This is a genomic window from Acidiphilium sp. AL (assembly GCF_025499445.1).
In the GTDB taxonomy this organism is placed as follows: Bacteria; Pseudomonadota; Alphaproteobacteria; order Acetobacterales; family Acetobacteraceae; genus Acidiphilium; species Acidiphilium iwatense.
Genome location: NZ_JAIMBZ010000004.1, coordinates 221,857 through 237,514, shown reverse-complemented (window position 1 = coordinate 237,514; position 15,658 = coordinate 221,857). Strand labels below are relative to the sequence as shown.

Here is a 15,658-nt window from a genome sequence, read left to right as displayed (position 1 = left end):
GCGTCGCGGCACTGCCGCCCGGAATGATCGGCCCGGCGCCGGTCGCCGGTGCGGCCGGCACGATCACCGGAGCCGGCGCGTTCTGCGCCCAGACCCGCGCGGAGAATACCATGCCGGTCGCGACCGAACAGGCGGTGAGAAGCAACAATCGCTTACGCGTTGACCCAACTTGCATGTACAACCCCCAGAGCTCTTTACGAGCAGAAAAACCAGTTCCCGTTCAGGGCAATTCGTTTCGCCGCTCCGGCTCGGACCCATGCCGAATTTGATGGACGGCGTATTACAGACCCGCGCATGTCGCATGGCGGCAATTTCGCTGCCAAGAGCGCCCGAGCAACAGGATGCCGGTTTTCAGGTGCGGACCGATCCAATATTGCGCTGCAACATGCCGCGAGTCGCACACGTCAGCCTGTTTCTGTCGCGGGATGGGGGGGTGATTGAACGAAGCTGTCTGTCGCATTTGTGCAACATGACGTTTCATTGCCCGAAACCTGCGATTGCGCAAAATTATCACGATTGCGTGATCGACTGTTTCATCGGCACATGAAAACACGGTTTTCCGTGTTTGTTCCGTCTCAAAAATATACTAACGCCGGGACTCGCGGAAACGACGCCTTTCAGGACACCCGGTGATGGATCACGTCGTCGCTGCGCTCCTCGTGACGACGGATGGGGGGGCTGGTTCGCGCAATGAGGCTTCAAGTGCCGCATTGCTCAAAAAAACCGGCCCCGCAAGGGGCCGGTTAGTGGGTGTGGTAGTCCGGTTAATCAGAACCGCGCGGTGACGTTGAAGAAGATCGACCGCGGAATGCCGACGAAGGCCGAGGCGTAGGTCGGGGTATTTACGAAACCACCCGCGCCGTTGGGAATTTCCGCCGGCGAGAGGAAGTAGTGCTGATAGTAGTGCAGCCCGAGCAGATTGTGGATATTCAAGGAGAATTTCAGATACTGGATATGGTCGTAGCCGTGCAGCCGCAGTTTGTAGCTCAGGAACAGATTCATCAGGATGTAGCCGGGCAGCTTGAAGTTCTGAACCGGCGGCTGGCCGCCGAGCGCCTGGGCGAGATTGGCCGGCCCGCTTGGATAATAGGGCGCGGTCGCCAGGGCCAATGCGCCATTTGGGACCCCCGGAACAATGACCGGAGTGTTCGGCAAGACCGGCGGCAGATCGAAGGTGATATATTGCTGGCCGGTATACTGGCCGGAGAGCCGGGCACTGAACGGTCCGCGATCGTATTCGACGCCGAAATTGCCGAGCCAGTTCGGGATCGCGGCGAGCGGATTGCCCTTGAACACGTAGCCGAACTGACCCTCGAACGGCGTATCCTGCGCGAAGAAATTGTTGAGATAATTCGCCTTGGTATAGGAGGCGTTGCCGAACAATTCGATATCATGAGTCAGGCGATATTTGCCGGAGAATTCGTAGCCGCGATATTGGGATGAGCCGGTATTCGCATAGAATGACAGCAAGGTCTGATAGTTGGTGTAGAACGAGAACTGGTCGTTGATTTTCTGGTAGTAGATATCGCCGTTCAGATAGAGGCGCGCGGTGTCGTAGCGCAGCCCGGCTTCATACAGATGCACGATTTCCGGCGTCGGCGCATGGGTGGTGCTTCCCGCCGATCCTCGCGAATAATCGGTTGCCGGCGCGAAGCGGGCGGATTTGCCGTAGCTGGCATAGGCGACCATGTGATAGGGCAGGTCGTAGCTGATGCCGAAATAGGGTTCGGCCACCGCGCCCCAGTTCTGCAATTTCCCCGGCAGGCCCTGCAGGCTGAACTGGGTGATGTTGCTGGTATAGATCCCGGTGAAAGTGACGCCGGGCAGCAGATGCAGTCTATTGTGCAGCAGGTTGATCTTGTCCTGCAGATAGGCCGAGTAGATCGTGCGCTGAATGCCGCCGCCGAACCCGAAGGAGTTGTTGCCGATTTCGTTCGGCATATTTGGCGTGGCGTACATGAAGCTTTGGCCGCTGCTCGATTCCTTGGCGACCAAGCCGCCGATGGTGATGTCGTTATGTGGCAGGAAGATATTGACCTTCGGGGTGAAGCCGATGGTGGTGCTGTGATTATTGATCTGCTCGGCGGATTCGCCGTAGGAATAGCAGGTCGGGTTGGTCGGGCTGCAACCCGCCGGTGCGAACATGAACGGATCATAGGTGAAGAAGCCCGGCGCATAGGCTTCAGGATTTGTTGCCACGCCATTGGCTACCGCCGTCGGCCCGAGAGCGCCGTAGCCGAGATAGGGAACCTGGAAATTCACCTGATACGGGAAATTCGGGTCCAGCGAATAGGTTCCTGGCGCGTAAGGGTTCATGAAGCTGGTGAAATCCGACGACGAGCGGATCATGAACAATTTGCCGCTGACGATCAGATGCGGGTTGATATAGGTCTCGTCGCTCAGGATCGCGGTCAGGTATTTGTTGTTTTCCTTGGTGAAGCTCAGGGAATGCGGGAAATTGTAGCTGTAGCTGTTGGCCTGCTGCAACGGGACCGGAATCGAGAATGCCGAGATATAGCCATCGGCCCGGTTGAACAGAATCGTTCCCGAAAGGTGGGATAACCCTTCGTCATAGGGCTTGACGATCGAGAACAGCATGTCGCCGGAACGGATCGAGTTGCCGTCCGGGAAGCCGGCGGTATATTGCTGATTGTAGCGCAGCAAAGCGCGCGGCGCGTCGATCCCGCTGCCGATCCGGCCGGTGTTGATCTCGAAGCCGGCATGGGTGGTGTCGAACGAGCCGATGCCGCCGAAAATTTCCGCATAGGGCTTCGATGTCGGTTTTTTCGTCTCGTAGGCGATGGTGCCGCCGACGGTCGCGAAGCCCTGCTTGTCCGGCGGCGCGACACCCGGATAGACGGTGGTGGCGGAGAGCTGGCCCAGGGTGATCGGCGAGCCGACATTGTTGTTCAAAAAGGCGCCCTGGGAGCCGGAAATCAGGTCCTGCATCGGGATGCCGTCGAGCGTCTGGGCAAGCTGCGAGTTGCGCACGCCGCGCACGGTGAGCACCGGCACGCCCTGGCCGATATTCTGCTGATATTCGTTGACCGAGGGGGTTTGCTTCAAAAGGCTCTGAATCGAGCCGGCCTGCTCGCCCTCCGCCTCGATCTGCTTGTGGCCGACGCTCGATACCGCGTTGGCGATATTTTTTTCCTTCAGCAACAACTCATGGTAGAATTTCTTGATCTTCTCGATATGCACCGCCTGGGCTTCCGGCGTCGCGGCACTGCCGCCCGGAATGATCGGCCCGGCGCCGGTCGCCGGTGCGGCCGGCACGATCACCGGAGCCGGCGCGTTCTGCGCCCAGACCCGCGCGGAGAATACCATGCCGGTCGCGACCGAACAGGCGGTGAGCAGAAGCAGCCGTTTGCGACCCGGATGAGACAATTTCATGAAAATTCTCCTGAGCGGCCAAGGATGACGCGCCAGCCATCGCGGAAACGAATGGCTGGTCTGCGCATCATTTATTGGACGGAGGGCTTTGCCTAGAGCTTTTTAGCAACAGGCGGAAAATGTCTGTTCCGAGAATGGCTTGGCGGCAGCACTTAAAATCTGTCGTTTGGGGATTTTTGAAATTATTCCCGTAAAACTCCTTAAAATTCAGCAATAAAGTTTTTCAAATTGCAACAATTTTGTCATACCGTGAGATGACGGGAAATTAATCACGATTTCGTCATTGTGGATTCTAGGGAATGAATGCTGCCCGGTTTGCCGGAATTCCGGTCAGAATGCTCCAATTTCAGGCGGTTTTCCGGCATAAAAAACCCCGCCGCGACGGGCGGGGTTTTGCCGGGGCTTGACGTCTCAGCCGTTGGCGTAGGGCAGGATCTCGATCGGCAGGGCGAACACCTTGTTCTGCCCGCCGGGGAAGGGCGGGAAATGCATCCGCCGCACCGCCGCGAGCGCCGCCTTGTCGATCAGCGGGTTGCCGCTGCTGCGATAGAGGCTCGCCGAGATCAGTTGGCCGCTCGGGGTCAGGGTGAACTCGATATAGGCGGTGCCGCGCAGCTTCAGCATCCGCATCGCCCGGCTGACATGCACGAGATGCTGGATCGGCGCGCGCAGCCCGGCGGCATAGGCCTGGAAGTTGTAGGCCGGCGCGGGCGGCGGGGCCGGCGGCGGCGGCGGTTTTTTCAGCGGCGGCGGTGGCTTGTGATGGATGATCACGTGCTTCACCGGAATCGGGATCTTGGTCGGCATCGGCGAAACGTGATGGATGATCGGGTGCGGAATCGGCTTGGGCACCGGCACCGGCACCGGCGGCGGCGGCTTGGGCAGCGGCGGCGGCGGCTTGTGCTTGGGCAGTTGCACCATATGCACGAAGGTCGTCGGCACGTTCGGCCTTGTGACATGCGGCAGATGATGCGCGGCATACCAGATGCCCGCGAAAGCCAGCGCCATCAGCGCGATGCTGATCCCGCTTGCGCCCGGCAGCCCCAGCTCGTCGGGTTCCCAGGGCGGCAGGCCCCCGTTCATGGTCGCGCCATCCAGCATCAGCACGCTCTCCAGCCGGTCGGTTGGTCTCGGTCACGCATCGTCATGCAAGCCTGTCCACGGATCAGATATGGGTCTGTAATGCGGTTGACACCGGCGATGTCAAGCAACCGCCATGCCGGAAACCGCCGGTTTGGCTTGTGTGCAGTGCAATAGAGATGCGCATTTCGCAGCGGTGTTTCGCGGTTTGTCCCATGGCCTTGCCATCGCTTGCGCCGGGAGGTTCCGCACCGCAATTTCTGGAAACGAAAATTTTTTTAGCCTCTGGCATGGTGCGGGGCGATATCCCGCCCCAGGCGCCCGGCGATATCGTTGATGAACTGCCAGGCGACCCGGCCGGAGCGCGCGCCGCGCGTCACCGACCACTCGGCGGCCTCCGCGTGCAGCGCCCCGGCCTCGATCGGCAGGGCGAACCAGGCCGCATAGGCATCGACCATCGCGAAATAGGTGGCCTGATCGCAATTGTGAAAGCCGATCCACAGGCCGAACCGGTCCGACAGCGAGACTTTTTCCTCGGTCGCCTCCGAGGGGGTGATCGCGGTCGCGCGTTCGTTCTCGATCATGTCGCGCGGCATCAGGTGGCGCCGGTTCGAGGTGGCATAGAACAGCACATTGTCCGGCCTGCCCTTGATGCCGCCGTCGAGCACCGATTTCAGCGCCTTGTAGTCGGCATCCTCGCGCTCGAAGCTGAGATCGTCGCACAGGACCAGGCACCGGCGCGCTTCGGCGCGCAAAACGTCAAGAAGATCGGGCAGGGTCGCGATATCCTCGCGATGGATCTCGACCAGAGCGAGGCTGCCGGGATGGGCGGCGTTCGCCGCCGCGTGGGCGGCCTTGACCAGCGAGGATTTGCCCATGCCGCGCGCGCCCCACAACATGACATTATTCGCCGGCAGCGAGCGGGCGAAGCGCAGCGTGTTCTCCAGGAGAATCTGCTTCTGCCGGTCGACTCCCTGAAGCAGGGAAATATCGACGCGCGAGACCCGCGCCACCGGCTCCAGGGTTCGCCGCGCCGGGTGCCAGACGAAGGCGTCGTGCCCGGCGAGCGAGGCCGGCTGCGCCGGCGGCGGCGCGAGCCGTTCCAGCGCCGAGGCGATGCGGGTCAGGATATCGAGGGCGGTTTGATCCATGAGAGCTTCCGGCTTGACGGGCTGGGCAGGCAAACTGCCTGGCCCGGCTTGACGGGCTGGGCCGGCTAATTATGGTCCCGCCCGGTCCGCGACAAGCGGTCTCGCCACAAATCAGGGTTTCATCCATGTTCATCGCCACCGCCTATGCCGCCAGCGCCGCCTCGCCCGACGGAGGAATGTCGGCCATTTTCAGCTTCGGGCCGCTGGTTCTCATCGTCGTCGTTTTCTACTTCATCCTGATCCGGCCGCAGCAGCAGCAGGCGAAGACGCAGAAGACGCGGCTCGCGGCGATCCGCCGGGGCGACCGGGTGGTGACCGGCGGCGGCATTATCGGGCAGGTGGCGAAGGCGGCCGAGGGGGCGGAGGAGATCGAGGTCGATCTCGCGCCTAACCTGCGCGTCACCGTGCTGCGCAGCACGATCAGCTCGGTGCTGACCGAGAAGCAGCCGGAGGCGAAGCCGGCCGAAGCCAAGAAAGCCGCGAAATAGGAGACCGATGCCGGACCGGCAGGAGCTATCCTACAACCGGATTTCCGGTCAGAATCTCGACCGGCTGGCCGCGCTGAGCGACGGGCTGTTCGCGATCGCGATGACCCTGCTGGTGTTCGACCTGCATACCCCGGTGGTCGCCGCGATCCATGACGAGGCCGGGCTGTGGCGCGCGCTGCTGCGTCTCGGCCCGCATTTCGCGACGTTTCTGATGAGTTTCCTGACCCTGGGGATTTTCTGGGTCGGCCAGCAGACCGGGCTCGGCATGGTCGCGCGGTGCGACCGGCATCTGACCTGGCTCAATCTCGGCTTTCTGTTCGCGATCTCGCTGCTGCCGTTCTCGACCAGGCTGATCGGCGATTTCCCGGACTATCGGCTGGCTCTCGGCTTTTACTGGCTGAACATCCTGCTCGGCGGCGTGATGATCTATGCGAGCTGGCGCTATGCCCGCGCGGCCAGGCTGCTGAAACCCGAGATCACCGAGGCGACGGCCTGCGCGATGGAGCGGCGCGTGCTGGTCGCACAGGGGCTCTATGCGGCGGGAGCCGCGCTCTGCTTCATCGATGTCGGGTTCAGCATCGCCGCGATCATCCTGGTGCAGATGATCTATGTGATCGGGCCGCGCACCGGATTTCTCGCGCGGCTGTAACGCGACGGCTCCGGGAGCGGCTTCCCGGAGCCGTCTTGGCGCAGAAAATCAGCCCAGAAGATGTTCGGCGTGGGCGTAGTGCGCCAGCTTGTCGAGCCAGTTCTGCACATAGTCCGGCCGGCGGTTGCGGAAATCGAGATAGTAGGAGTGTTCCCAGACATCGATGCCGAGCAGTGCCTTGCCTTCGCCGGTGGCGAGCGGGTTCGAGCCGTTCGGCGATTTGGTGACCGCGAGCTTGCCGGCGGGGTTGAGGATCAGCCACGCCCAGCCGGAGCCGAACTGGCCGACCGCGGCGGCCTTGAACGCTTCCTTGAATTTATCGACCGAGCCGAAATCCTCGGCGAGCTTTTTTTCCAGCTTGGCGGGGATCTTGCCGCCATCCTTGGGCGACATCGCCGGCCAGAACAGCGTGTGATTCCAGTGCTGCCCGGCATTGTTGAACACCGGCGCCATGTCCGCCTTGTTGTGGGTGTGCTTGATGATCTCTTCGAGGCTCTTGCCCTGCAGCTCGGCATTCTTCTCGACGAAACCGTTCAGCGCCGTCACATAGGCCTGATGGTGCTTGTCGTGATGCAGCTCCAGGGTTTCCTGGCACATGCCATGCGCGGTGAGGGCGTTGTGGGGGTAAGGCAATGCGGGGAGTTCGAATGCCATGGGGCATCTCCGATCCTGTTTGGAATTTTATGTCTGATCCGGCGCGCGGACCGCGCCGGCTGCACTGATCTAGCTATGGTCCGGGGGGTGCAGCGTCAAGCTTCGATCGTGTCCGGCAATGAATGAGGCGGCGCTCGCCGCGCTGGTGCGCCGTGCCGATCCCGATCGGTTCCTCGGGGCGATTTTCGCGCCGGCGGCGCTGCGGCGCGATTTGCTGCTGCTCTATGCGTTCAATCACGAGCTGGCGCGGGCCCGCGAGGTGGCGAGCAGCGGGCCATTGGCGCTGATCCGGCTGCACTGGTGGCGCGAGGTGGTCGAGGGTGCGCGCCGCGACCACCCGCTGGCGGCAGCACTCCGTGCCACGCTGGAAAAGGGCACGTTCGATGCCGGGGATCTTCTCGGCCTGATCGACGCGCGCGAGGCCGAGGCCGAGCCGGTCCCCGACCGGGCCGCCTTCCTCGCCTATGCGCGCGGCACGTCGGGCGGCCTGATGCGCATTGCCGGAAGGTTGCTCGGCGCGGCGGATGCCAATGGGTTGGCCGCGCTGGGGGATCTGGGCACCGGCTATGCGATCGCGGCGATTCTGCGCGCCGCCCCCGCGCTGCGTGCGGCGGGGCGCGATCTGTTGCCGCAGGACGGCGCGGGCACCACCGCGTTGATCGCGGCGGCGCGGCCCCTGCTTGCGGCAGTGCCGCCGCGCGCGGCGTTGGCGGCGGCACTCCCCGCCGTGCTGGCGCGGCGCGATCTCGCCAGGCTCGAACGCGGCGTTTCGCTCCGCCCGCGCGGCCTGCCCGACCGGCTGGCGGTGATCGCGGCGGGGTTTCTGGGGCTTGGACATTCGCGATCGGATGGGAAATGATCCGATCATGAACGGCGCCATTGGGGACGCACCCTGAAGCAGGCCAGCCCGCGGCATCCCTGGCAAACTCACGCCGTCGGACCTATATTCCATAGGCCGGCGCAGAGGCGTGGCAACGCCGTGTTGCCGCGGGATGCAAAGGCTTGGGGCGCATCGCCTGCGCGAACACGCTCCCGGAATTCGAGGATGGCAAGCGGCTCGACAGCAGAGGCCGGCCCTCGTTGGCTCAGGGACTTTTTCCCTGGCTATTTCGCCATGGTGATGGGGACGGGCATCGTCGCGGTGTCGGCACGGCTGCTTGGCCGCGTGGCGTTGGCTTGGCCGCTGTTCGTCGTCAGCCTGATCGCCTATCCGCTGCTGTGGGCGATACTGCTGGCCCGCATCGCGCGGTTTCCCCATGCGGTGCTGACCGATTTCAAGAGCCACGAGCGCGGGCCGACCTTCCTCACGATCGTCGCCGCCAACGGCGTGCTCGGCAGCGAGTTCGCGGTATTCAACACGCTGACGTTCCTGCTGCCGGTGCTGTTCTGGTTCAGTCTCACCTTATGGGCGTTGCTGGTCTATGGCTTTCTCACCGCAGTCACGGTCAGCACCGCCAAGCCGGACCTGGCGCACGGACTGAACGGTGCCTGGCTGCTGCTGGTGGTGGCGACGGAATCGATTGCCGTGCTGGCCTGTTTCCTTGCGCTGCGCACCGGCGCGCCGCCGCCGCTCGTGTTTGCAGCCCTCTCTTTCTATCTGCTTGGCACGATGCTCTATGTGTTGCTCTCGGCATTGATATTCTTCCGTTGGGTATTCCGCCCGATGCATCCGGCGGAGATGGGCGCGCCGTGGTGGATCAACGTGGGCGCGGTGGCGATCGCGACGCTCGCCGGTGCACGGCTGATGGCGTTACCCGGCGATAATCCCAATCTCCTTCTGCTGCAGCGCTTCGTGGCACCTTTCACCGTGCTGTTATGGGCCACCAGCACTTTTTGGATTCCTCTGCTCGTGATTTTGTTTCTCTGGAAGGAATTGCGACGCGGTCCGCATGGTTATGATCCGGGCCTATGGTCGGTCGTGTTTCCGCTCGGCATGTATGTCGCGGCGACGCACGAATACGCGACCGAGGCGCATCTGCGGTTCCTCGATGCCATTCCGCATGTGGTGTTCTGGGTGGCGCTTCTGGCCTGGGCGCTGACCTTCGTGGGCATGTGGGTGCAGCTGCTGCGCCCGCTTTCCGTCCTGCCCCACGGGCGCGACCACCAAGCGCCCCCCCTGTGAAACCCAAAAACTGAGGTGCTGTCATGCCGGAAACGATCCTGGTCCTGTTGCGACACTCCGAGGAGGCAAATTCACTGCTTGGTGCCGCCGCGCGCCTTGCGGAAATCATGGGCGGCGCCCGCGTCAATGCAGTCGCGGTTTGCGAGACAATTCAGATCGCCCCGTCACCCGCGGCAACGCTGGTCGGCAGAAGCGAAGCCCTGCTCGATGCCAGGGAAGAAGAACGGGAGCGGGTCCTGGTCTTGAGAGGATTGTGCGATGGCTGGAACGCGAGCACCGGCCGGCGGGCTGCGGAGGTTCACTGGTTCGAGGCGGAGGGGGGCACGGAGGACATCGTGGCCCAATGGGGGCGGCGCGCCGACGTCATCGTCACGGGGCGGCCCTCGCCGGGGGACTGGCTGGGGCATCAGGCGTTCAAGGCCGCACTGCTCGGCACGGGCCGGCCAATTCTGATGGTGCCGCCAGGGCCGGCCACCTCGGAGACGGGTGCAGCATTCGGCCGCTGCATCGCCATTGCCTGGAGGGACGACAAGCAGGCGCTTAGGGCGGTGCTTCCGGCGCTCCGTTGGCTCGCCGGCGCCGAGGAAGTGCACGTGCTGGTCGGGGTGAGCGATACCGCGCACGCCCTCGGTGTCCCCTCGGTCCTCCTGGAGCACGGGCTTAGGGCCAGCCTGCATGTGCTTGCGCTTCGTCCGGGCCCGCTCGGTCAGAGGCTTCTCGACCTCGCACACAATCTCTCCGCTGACCTGCTGGTCATGGGCGCCTATGCGCACAGCCCGCTGCGCGAATTGGTCTTTGGCGGCGTGACGCGCCACATGCTCGCCTGCGCCGACCTGCCGGTGCTGATGCGCCATTGATTCGCGGAGGCGGGCTCGGCGCGGCCGGCATGCGATAGGGTCAGGGTGTGCCCGAGCAGGGAGCACACCCTGAAGGCCGGTTATCAGGAGCCGAGCGGCACGATGATGCGGAACCAGAACCGCGTATCCTGGCCGCCGTAATGGGTTTCGCTCACCGTTCTGGTCAGATAGGTCTGCAGGATCACCGGGCCGAAATTGTAGCCGACCAGGCCGCCGAGCGCGAACTGGCTCTGTTTCCGGTAGCCGGCATAGGGCGTGTTGAGATCGGTCGAATAGTAGCCGACCGGGCCCACCGACCATTTGCCGAAGCTCTTCGTCGCGGTGAGATCGAGGTTGAGGAAATTCGGGTTGGTCCGGCTATCGAGCTGGGTGCCGTAAATGACGCTCGCGGTCAGGTCGTAACCGCCGCCGGTATAGCTGAGCGCGCCCCATTGGTTGATCGACGAGGAATGGTCGGCGACCGGTGAATCGATGCCGATATAGGCGCCAAGCGCGTAGCTCGCGCCGAAGCCGTCGCCGAGATTCCAGGCGAGCTGGCCCTGGATCAGCGGGTTGTACCAGCCCTGGGCATGAAAGCCCGGCGTGCTCGCCTCCACCAGCGGGGGCGCCACCAGTGCCTGCACCTGGGCGCCCAGAATGTGGAACGGCGTGGCCCAGACGATCACCGGAATCGTGACGCCGACCGTCTCGTGGCTCGGCGGTGTGCGGCCGCCGAAATCGGTGGTATCGACGAAATAGAACCCTTGCGGCAGCGGCGCGCCGGCCGCGAGGCCGATGCGCTCGCCCGGCTGGGTCACCGAGCCGGCATGGGCGGTCTGCGTCGGGCCGATCAGAGCCAGGGCGCAGGCCAGGGCGATGCCGCACGCCGGGGCGTGCGGGATTTTCGTTTTGGTTGTCATGAACGTAACTCCCTGTTATCGGACGGCGATGCCCTGAGACGCGGCCATCCAATGGAATTTTGCATTATTGGTCGTTATCGGGCCCAGGAAATCGATGGTTCCTCTAACGGAAAAAGGCAGGTCCGCCGGGGAAAACGGCCCCTGCCAGCGTCATCGGCTCCTGGCCCATCTGCGATCGATTCTGCCGAGTCGGACACCTCCCTGAAACAGGTTTTCCTTGATAATCCGCGTGCGGAGGCGCGCATTGCGATCCTCCGAAGTACATTAAGCAAATGCCGTGCCAATCGTGACACGGGGAGCCGGGCTCCGTGTTTTCGTTTTCTGAAAAACGAAACCGTCACGAAGGAGGACACTCTGTCGCGAAATTCCGGGACAGAATGACAGCGGACGGACCCAATGGCGCTGCGATCGGACCGGCCTGGCCTCTCGCCGTGGCATTCGACAGATGATATGACGCCGCCATGACCGATCAGACCGACCAGACGGAGGGGCCGCGCGGCCTCGCCCCCGTGGCCATCGAGCAGGAGATGCGCCGCTCCTATCTCGATTACGCGATGTCCGTGATCGTTTCGCGCGCCCTGCCGGATGCGCGCGACGGGCTCAAGCCGGTGCACCGGCGCATCCTCTATGCGATGGCGGAATCGGGCAACACGCCGGACAAGCCCTATCGCAAATCCGCCCGCATGGTCGGCGACGTGATGGGTAAATACCATCCGCATGGCGACGCCGCGATCTATGACGCGGCGGTGCGCATGGCGCAGGCTTTTTCCATGCGGGTGCGGCTGATCGACGGCCAGGGCAATTTCGGCTCGGTCGATGGCGATCCGCCGGCGGCGATGCGCTATACCGAGGCGCGGCTCGCCGACGCGGCGATGGCGCTGCTCGCCGATATCGACCGGGACACGGTCGATTTCCAGCCGACCTATGACGAGAGCGACAATGAGCCGCGGGTTCTGCCCGCCGCGTTCCCGAATCTTCTGGTCAATGGCGGCAACGGCATCGCGGTCGGCATGGCGACCAACATTCCGCCGCATAATCCAGGCGAGATTATCGATGCGACGCTGCATCTGATCGAGCACCCCGAGGCGACGCTGGACGATCTGATGAAAATCGTCCCCGGCCCGGATTTCCCGACCGGGGCGTTGATTCTGGGCCGCTCGGGCATCCGCAGCGCCTTTGAGACTGGGCGCGGCTCGATCGTCGTCCGCGCGCGCGCCGCGATCGAGGAGATCCGCAAGGATCGTCTCGCGATCATCGTCAGCGAGCTGCCCTATCAGGTGAACAAGGCCAATCTGCTGGAGCGCATCGCCGAGCTGGTGCGCAACAAGGAGATCGAGGGCATCGCCGATCTGCGTGACGAGAGCGACCGCGACGGGATGCGCATGGTGATCGAGCTGAAGCGCGACGCGACGCCCGAGGTGGTGCTGAACCAGCTCTATCGCTTCACCCAGTTGCAGACCGGCTTCGGCATCAACATGCTCGCCCTCGATGGCGGCCGGCCGCGCCAGTTGGGTCTGCGCGACGCGCTCGACTGCTTCATCGTGTTTCGCGAGGACGTTATCCTCCGCCGCGCGCGGTTCGACCTGAACAAGGCGCGGGACCGGGCGCATCTATTGGTCGGGCTCGGCATCGCCGTCGCCAATATCGACGCGGTGATCGCGCTGATCCGCGCGGCCCCCGATACGGCGACGGCGCGGGCCGCGCTGATGGCGCGGGACTGGCCGGCGGGGGACGTGCTGCCGCTGCTCGCGCTGATCGACGATCACGGCAATCAGGTGACCGGCGCGGGCACCGTGCGGCTGACCGAGGCGCAGGCGCGCGGCATCCTGGAATTGCGCCTGCAACGGCTGACCGGCCTCGAACGCGACAAGATCCAGGCCGAACTGCGCGAGGTCGGCGAGAAGATCGGCGAGCTGCTGGACATCATCGGCTCGCGCCCGCGCCGGCTTGAGGTGATGCGCGACGAATTGCTCGCCGTGCGCGAACGCATCGCGAGCCCGCGCCTGACCGGCATCGAGGACAGCGTCGCCGATCAGGACGACGAAAGCCTGATCGAGCCGGGCCAGATGGTCGTGACCATGACGCGCGACGGCTTCATCAAGCGCACCCCGCTCGACCTGTTCCGCGCGCAGAACCGGGGCGGGCGCGGCCGGGCGGCCGCCTCGATGCGCGGCGACGACGTGATCACCCGCAGCTTCAACGCCCATACCCATCAGTTCGTGCTGTTCTTCAGCCAGGGCGGCAAGGCGTTCCGCGAAAAAGTGTGGCGCCTGCCGGAATCCGCGCCGGCCGCCAAGGGCCGCGCGATCGTGAATATCCTGCCCGAACTGAACGGCGACGCGATCACCACGGTGCTGCCGCTGCCGCAAGATGAGAGCCTGTGGAACGATCTGCACCTGGTGTTCGCCACCGCCTCGGGCAATGTGCGGCGCAACCGGCTGGCCGATTTCCGCAATGTGCGCGCTTCCGGCCTGATCGCAATGAAACTGGACGATGGGGACCGGCTGATCGGCGTCGCCACCTGCCGCGAGGGTGACGACGTGTTCCTGGCCACCGGGCTGGGCCGCTGCATCCGGTTCCAGATCACCGACGAGACGTTGCGGGTGTTTGCCGGGCGGGATTCGGCGGGGGTGCGGGGCATCCGGCTGGGTGCGGGCGACGAGGTGATTTCCCTGTCGGTGCTGCGCCATGTCGCGGCAAGTGTCGAGGAGCGGGCGGCCTATCTCAAGCTCGCGTCCGCCCAGCGGCGCACCGGCGCGGAGGACGAGGCCGAGCCGGCGATGGACACCGAGGACACCGCGGCGGAGATCGCCCTCGCGCCGGACCGCGCGGCGGCCCTCGCGGAGGTCGAGGACATGCTGCTCACGGTGACCTCCGGCGGCTTCGGCAAGCGCAGCTCGGCCTATGAATACCGGGTCACCGGGCGGGGCGGGCAGGGCATCGCCAATATCGGCCTTGCCGCGCGCAACGGCCGCTCGGTGGTGGCGACCTTTCCGGTGCGCGCGGGCGACGACATCATGCTGGTCACCGATCAGGGCAAGCTGATCCGCGTGCCGGTCGATCAGGTGCGCATCACCGGGCGGCAGGCGATGGGGGTGACGCTGTTCCGGGTCGACAAGGACGAACACGTCACCAGCGTGTTCCCGGTGCTCGACGAGGGCGACGACGAGGTGGAGACGGCGGGCGCGGACAATGTCTGACCGCGCGCTGACCGGGTTGTATCCCGGCACGTTCGATCCCGTCACCAACGGCCATCTCGACATCATCAGCCGCGCCGCGGGCCTGTGCGAACGGCTGGTCATCGGGGTCGCACGGAATATCGGCAAGGGGCCGCTATTCTCCAGCGACGAGCGGGTCGAACTGGTCCGCGCCGAGATCGGCCCGATCGCCGAGCGCACCGGGACGGTGATCGAGGTTCTGCCGTTCTCGACCCTGCTGATCGGCTTCGCCCAGGAAGTCGGCGCGAACGTGATCGTGCGCGGCTTGCGCGCGGTTTCCGACTTCGACTACGAGTTCCAGATGGCCGGCATGAATTATCGCCTCGATCAGTCGATTGAAACCATCTTCCTGATGGCGAGCGAGCGGCACCAGTTCATCTCGTCGCGCTTCGTCAAGGAAATCGCCCAGTTGGGCGGCGATATCGCAAGCTTCGTGCCGCAACTGACCCTCGAACGCACCCTCAACCGGGTTGGCAGAACCGCATGATCAAACGACGCACCATTCTCGCCGCCGTTGCGGCTTCCCCTCTCGCTGGAGTCCTCATGTCCGAAACCGCGACCGCCGCCGATCTCGCCAACACCATCTATCTCACCTTGCCGTTCGGCCGGGTGACCATCGTGCTGCGGCCCGATCTCGCGCCGCTCACGGTGCAGCGGATCAAGACGCTGACCGGCCAGGGTTTCTACAATGGCTGCGAATTCTTCCGGGTGATCGCCGGGTTCATGGCGCAGACCGGAGATCCCACCAATACCGGCACCGGCGGCAGCAGCCTGCCCAACCTGCCGGCGGAGTTCACCACCCAGGCGAGCTTCCTCACCGGCACGCTGGGGATGGCGCGCACCAACGACCCGAACAGCGGCAACAGCCAGTTCTTCATCTGCTTCGCGCCGGCGACCTTCCTCGACGACAAATACACCCTGTTCGGCCAGGTGACCGAGGGCATGGAGTTCGTGGATCAGATTAAAAAGGGTCAGGGCCAGAGCGGACGGGTGACCGACCCGACCAGGATCGTGACAATGGAACTCGCGGCCTGAGCCTCTTTCGAAACTCTACTCCGGCGGGCGATCCGGCGGCATTCCGCTGCGCTCCGATGCTCACGCACATCAAGTGCGCTCCGCTTCGGTGCTCGCAAAACGCCGCCGGCTC

Annotated in this window: 14 protein-coding genes; 9 read left to right on the top strand and 5 right to left on the bottom strand. The window is 64.2% G+C overall.

Annotation, left to right across the window (positions count from 1 at the left end; translation table 11 throughout):
* The first annotated feature begins 256 nt into the window (after window positions 1-256).
* On the top strand, window positions 257-547 hold the full coding sequence (locus AiwAL_RS05230; protein WP_262312236.1) for a hypothetical protein: 291 nt from the start codon (window positions 257-259) through the stop codon (window positions 545-547).
* Window positions 548-768: 221 nt separating this feature from the next.
* On the opposite strand, the gene AiwAL_RS05225 is transcribed toward AiwAL_RS05230, so the two are convergent.
* The 3 genes from AiwAL_RS05225 to AiwAL_RS05215 form a co-directional block, all read right to left on the bottom strand.
* Entirely contained in the window at window positions 769-3,393 is a 2,625-nt protein-coding gene (locus AiwAL_RS05225; protein WP_262312235.1) for a TonB-dependent receptor, read from the bottom strand.
* Between the two features lie 411 nt (window positions 3,394-3,804).
* A complete protein-coding gene (locus AiwAL_RS05220; RefSeq protein ID WP_235702446.1) occupies window positions 3,805-4,494 on the bottom strand; it encodes an energy transducer TonB in 690 nt (229 codons plus the stop codon).
* Between the two features lie 257 nt (window positions 4,495-4,751).
* On the bottom strand, window positions 4,752-5,624 hold the full coding sequence (locus tag AiwAL_RS05215; RefSeq protein WP_235702447.1) for an ATP-binding protein: 873 nt from the start codon (window positions 5,622-5,624) through the stop codon (window positions 4,752-4,754).
* Between the two features lie 125 nt (window positions 5,625-5,749).
* Between AiwAL_RS05215 and yajC the strand changes: the two genes are divergently transcribed.
* The gene (gene yajC / locus AiwAL_RS05210; RefSeq protein WP_235702448.1) at window positions 5,750-6,112 is read left to right on the top strand and encodes a preprotein translocase subunit YajC; all 363 of its coding nucleotides are present in this window, start codon (window positions 5,750-5,752) and stop codon (window positions 6,110-6,112) included.
* Window positions 6,113-6,119: 7 nt separating this feature from the next.
* Window positions 6,120-6,761: a TMEM175 family protein gene (locus AiwAL_RS05205; protein WP_235702449.1), complete on the top strand. Its 642-nt coding sequence runs from the start codon at window positions 6,120-6,122 to the stop codon at window positions 6,759-6,761.
* Between the two features lie 48 nt (window positions 6,762-6,809).
* Here AiwAL_RS05205 and AiwAL_RS05200 read toward each other — a convergent pair whose 3' ends face one another.
* Complete coding sequence (locus AiwAL_RS05200) at window positions 6,810-7,415, bottom strand: superoxide dismutase (protein ID WP_235702450.1); 606 nt, start codon at window positions 7,413-7,415, stop codon at window positions 6,810-6,812.
* Between the two features lie 118 nt (window positions 7,416-7,533).
* On the opposite strand from AiwAL_RS05200, the gene AiwAL_RS05195 reads away from it, so the two are divergent.
* The 3 genes from AiwAL_RS05195 to AiwAL_RS05185 all read left to right on the top strand — a co-directional run bounded on the left by AiwAL_RS05195 (window position 7,534) and on the right by AiwAL_RS05185 (window position 10,394).
* Window positions 7,534-8,274: a squalene/phytoene synthase family protein gene (locus AiwAL_RS05195; RefSeq protein ID WP_262312234.1), complete on the top strand. Its 741-nt coding sequence runs from the start codon at window positions 7,534-7,536 to the stop codon at window positions 8,272-8,274.
* 186 nt (window positions 8,275-8,460) lie between these two features.
* A complete protein-coding gene (locus AiwAL_RS05190) occupies window positions 8,461-9,537 on the top strand; it encodes a tellurite resistance/C4-dicarboxylate transporter family protein (RefSeq protein WP_262312233.1) in 1,077 nt (358 codons plus the stop codon).
* A 23-nt stretch (window positions 9,538-9,560) separates the two neighbouring features.
* Window positions 9,561-10,394, top strand: a complete 834-nt coding sequence (locus AiwAL_RS05185; protein ID WP_235702453.1) for a universal stress protein — start codon at window positions 9,561-9,563, stop codon at window positions 10,392-10,394.
* A gap of 83 nt (window positions 10,395-10,477) precedes the next feature.
* Here AiwAL_RS05185 and AiwAL_RS05180 read toward each other — a convergent pair whose 3' ends face one another.
* Window positions 10,478-11,293, bottom strand: a complete 816-nt coding sequence (locus tag AiwAL_RS05180) for a transporter (protein WP_262312232.1) — start codon at window positions 11,291-11,293, stop codon at window positions 10,478-10,480.
* Window positions 11,294-11,754: 461 nt separating this feature from the next.
* On the opposite strand from AiwAL_RS05180, the gene gyrA reads away from it, so the two are divergent.
* From gyrA to AiwAL_RS05165, 3 genes are read left to right on the top strand one after another with little or no spacing between them, the layout of a single operon-like run.
* Complete coding sequence (gene gyrA / locus AiwAL_RS05175; protein ID WP_235702455.1) at window positions 11,755-14,493, top strand: DNA gyrase subunit A; 2,739 nt, start codon at window positions 11,755-11,757, stop codon at window positions 14,491-14,493.
* Window positions 14,486-14,998 (top strand): pantetheine-phosphate adenylyltransferase, encoded by a 513-nt coding sequence (coaD, locus tag AiwAL_RS05170; RefSeq protein ID WP_235702456.1) that lies wholly within the window; start codon window positions 14,486-14,488, stop codon window positions 14,996-14,998. The genes gyrA and coaD overlap by 8 nt, the downstream gene beginning before the upstream one ends.
* A gap of 56 nt (window positions 14,999-15,054) precedes the next feature.
* Entirely contained in the window at window positions 15,055-15,546 is a 492-nt protein-coding gene (locus AiwAL_RS05165; RefSeq protein ID WP_262312231.1) for a peptidylprolyl isomerase, read from the top strand.
* The last annotated feature ends 112 nt before the right edge of the window (window positions 15,547-15,658 follow it).

Bases quoted from the DNA above. Each gene is read 5' to 3' on its own strand.
- AiwAL_RS05230 (WP_262312236.1), top strand. From the start codon at position 257: ATGCCGAATTTGATGGACGGCGTATTACAGACCCGCGCATGTCGCATG.
- AiwAL_RS05225 (WP_262312235.1), bottom strand. From the start codon at position 3,393: ATGAAATTGTCTCATCCGGGTCGCAAACGGCTGCTTCTGCTCACCGCC.
- AiwAL_RS05220 (WP_235702446.1), bottom strand. From the start codon at position 4,494: ATGCTGGATGGCGCGACCATGAACGGGGGCCTGCCGCCCTGGGAACCC.
- AiwAL_RS05215 (WP_235702447.1), bottom strand. From the start codon at position 5,624: ATGGATCAAACCGCCCTCGATATCCTGACCCGCATCGCCTCGGCGCTG.
- yajC (WP_235702448.1), top strand. From the start codon at position 5,750: ATGTTCATCGCCACCGCCTATGCCGCCAGCGCCGCCTCGCCCGACGGA.
- AiwAL_RS05205 (WP_235702449.1), top strand. From the start codon at position 6,120: ATGCCGGACCGGCAGGAGCTATCCTACAACCGGATTTCCGGTCAGAAT.
- AiwAL_RS05200 (WP_235702450.1), bottom strand. From the start codon at position 7,415: ATGGCATTCGAACTCCCCGCATTGCCTTACCCCCACAACGCCCTCACC.
- AiwAL_RS05195 (WP_262312234.1), top strand. From the start codon at position 7,534: ATGAATGAGGCGGCGCTCGCCGCGCTGGTGCGCCGTGCCGATCCCGAT.
- AiwAL_RS05190 (WP_262312233.1), top strand. From the start codon at position 8,461: ATGGCAAGCGGCTCGACAGCAGAGGCCGGCCCTCGTTGGCTCAGGGAC.
- AiwAL_RS05185 (WP_235702453.1), top strand. From the start codon at position 9,561: ATGCCGGAAACGATCCTGGTCCTGTTGCGACACTCCGAGGAGGCAAAT.
- AiwAL_RS05180 (WP_262312232.1), bottom strand. From the start codon at position 11,293: ATGACAACCAAAACGAAAATCCCGCACGCCCCGGCGTGCGGCATCGCC.
- gyrA (WP_235702455.1), top strand. From the start codon at position 11,755: ATGACCGATCAGACCGACCAGACGGAGGGGCCGCGCGGCCTCGCCCCC.
- coaD (WP_235702456.1), top strand. From the start codon at position 14,486: ATGTCTGACCGCGCGCTGACCGGGTTGTATCCCGGCACGTTCGATCCC.
- AiwAL_RS05165 (WP_262312231.1), top strand. From the start codon at position 15,055: ATGTCCGAAACCGCGACCGCCGCCGATCTCGCCAACACCATCTATCTC.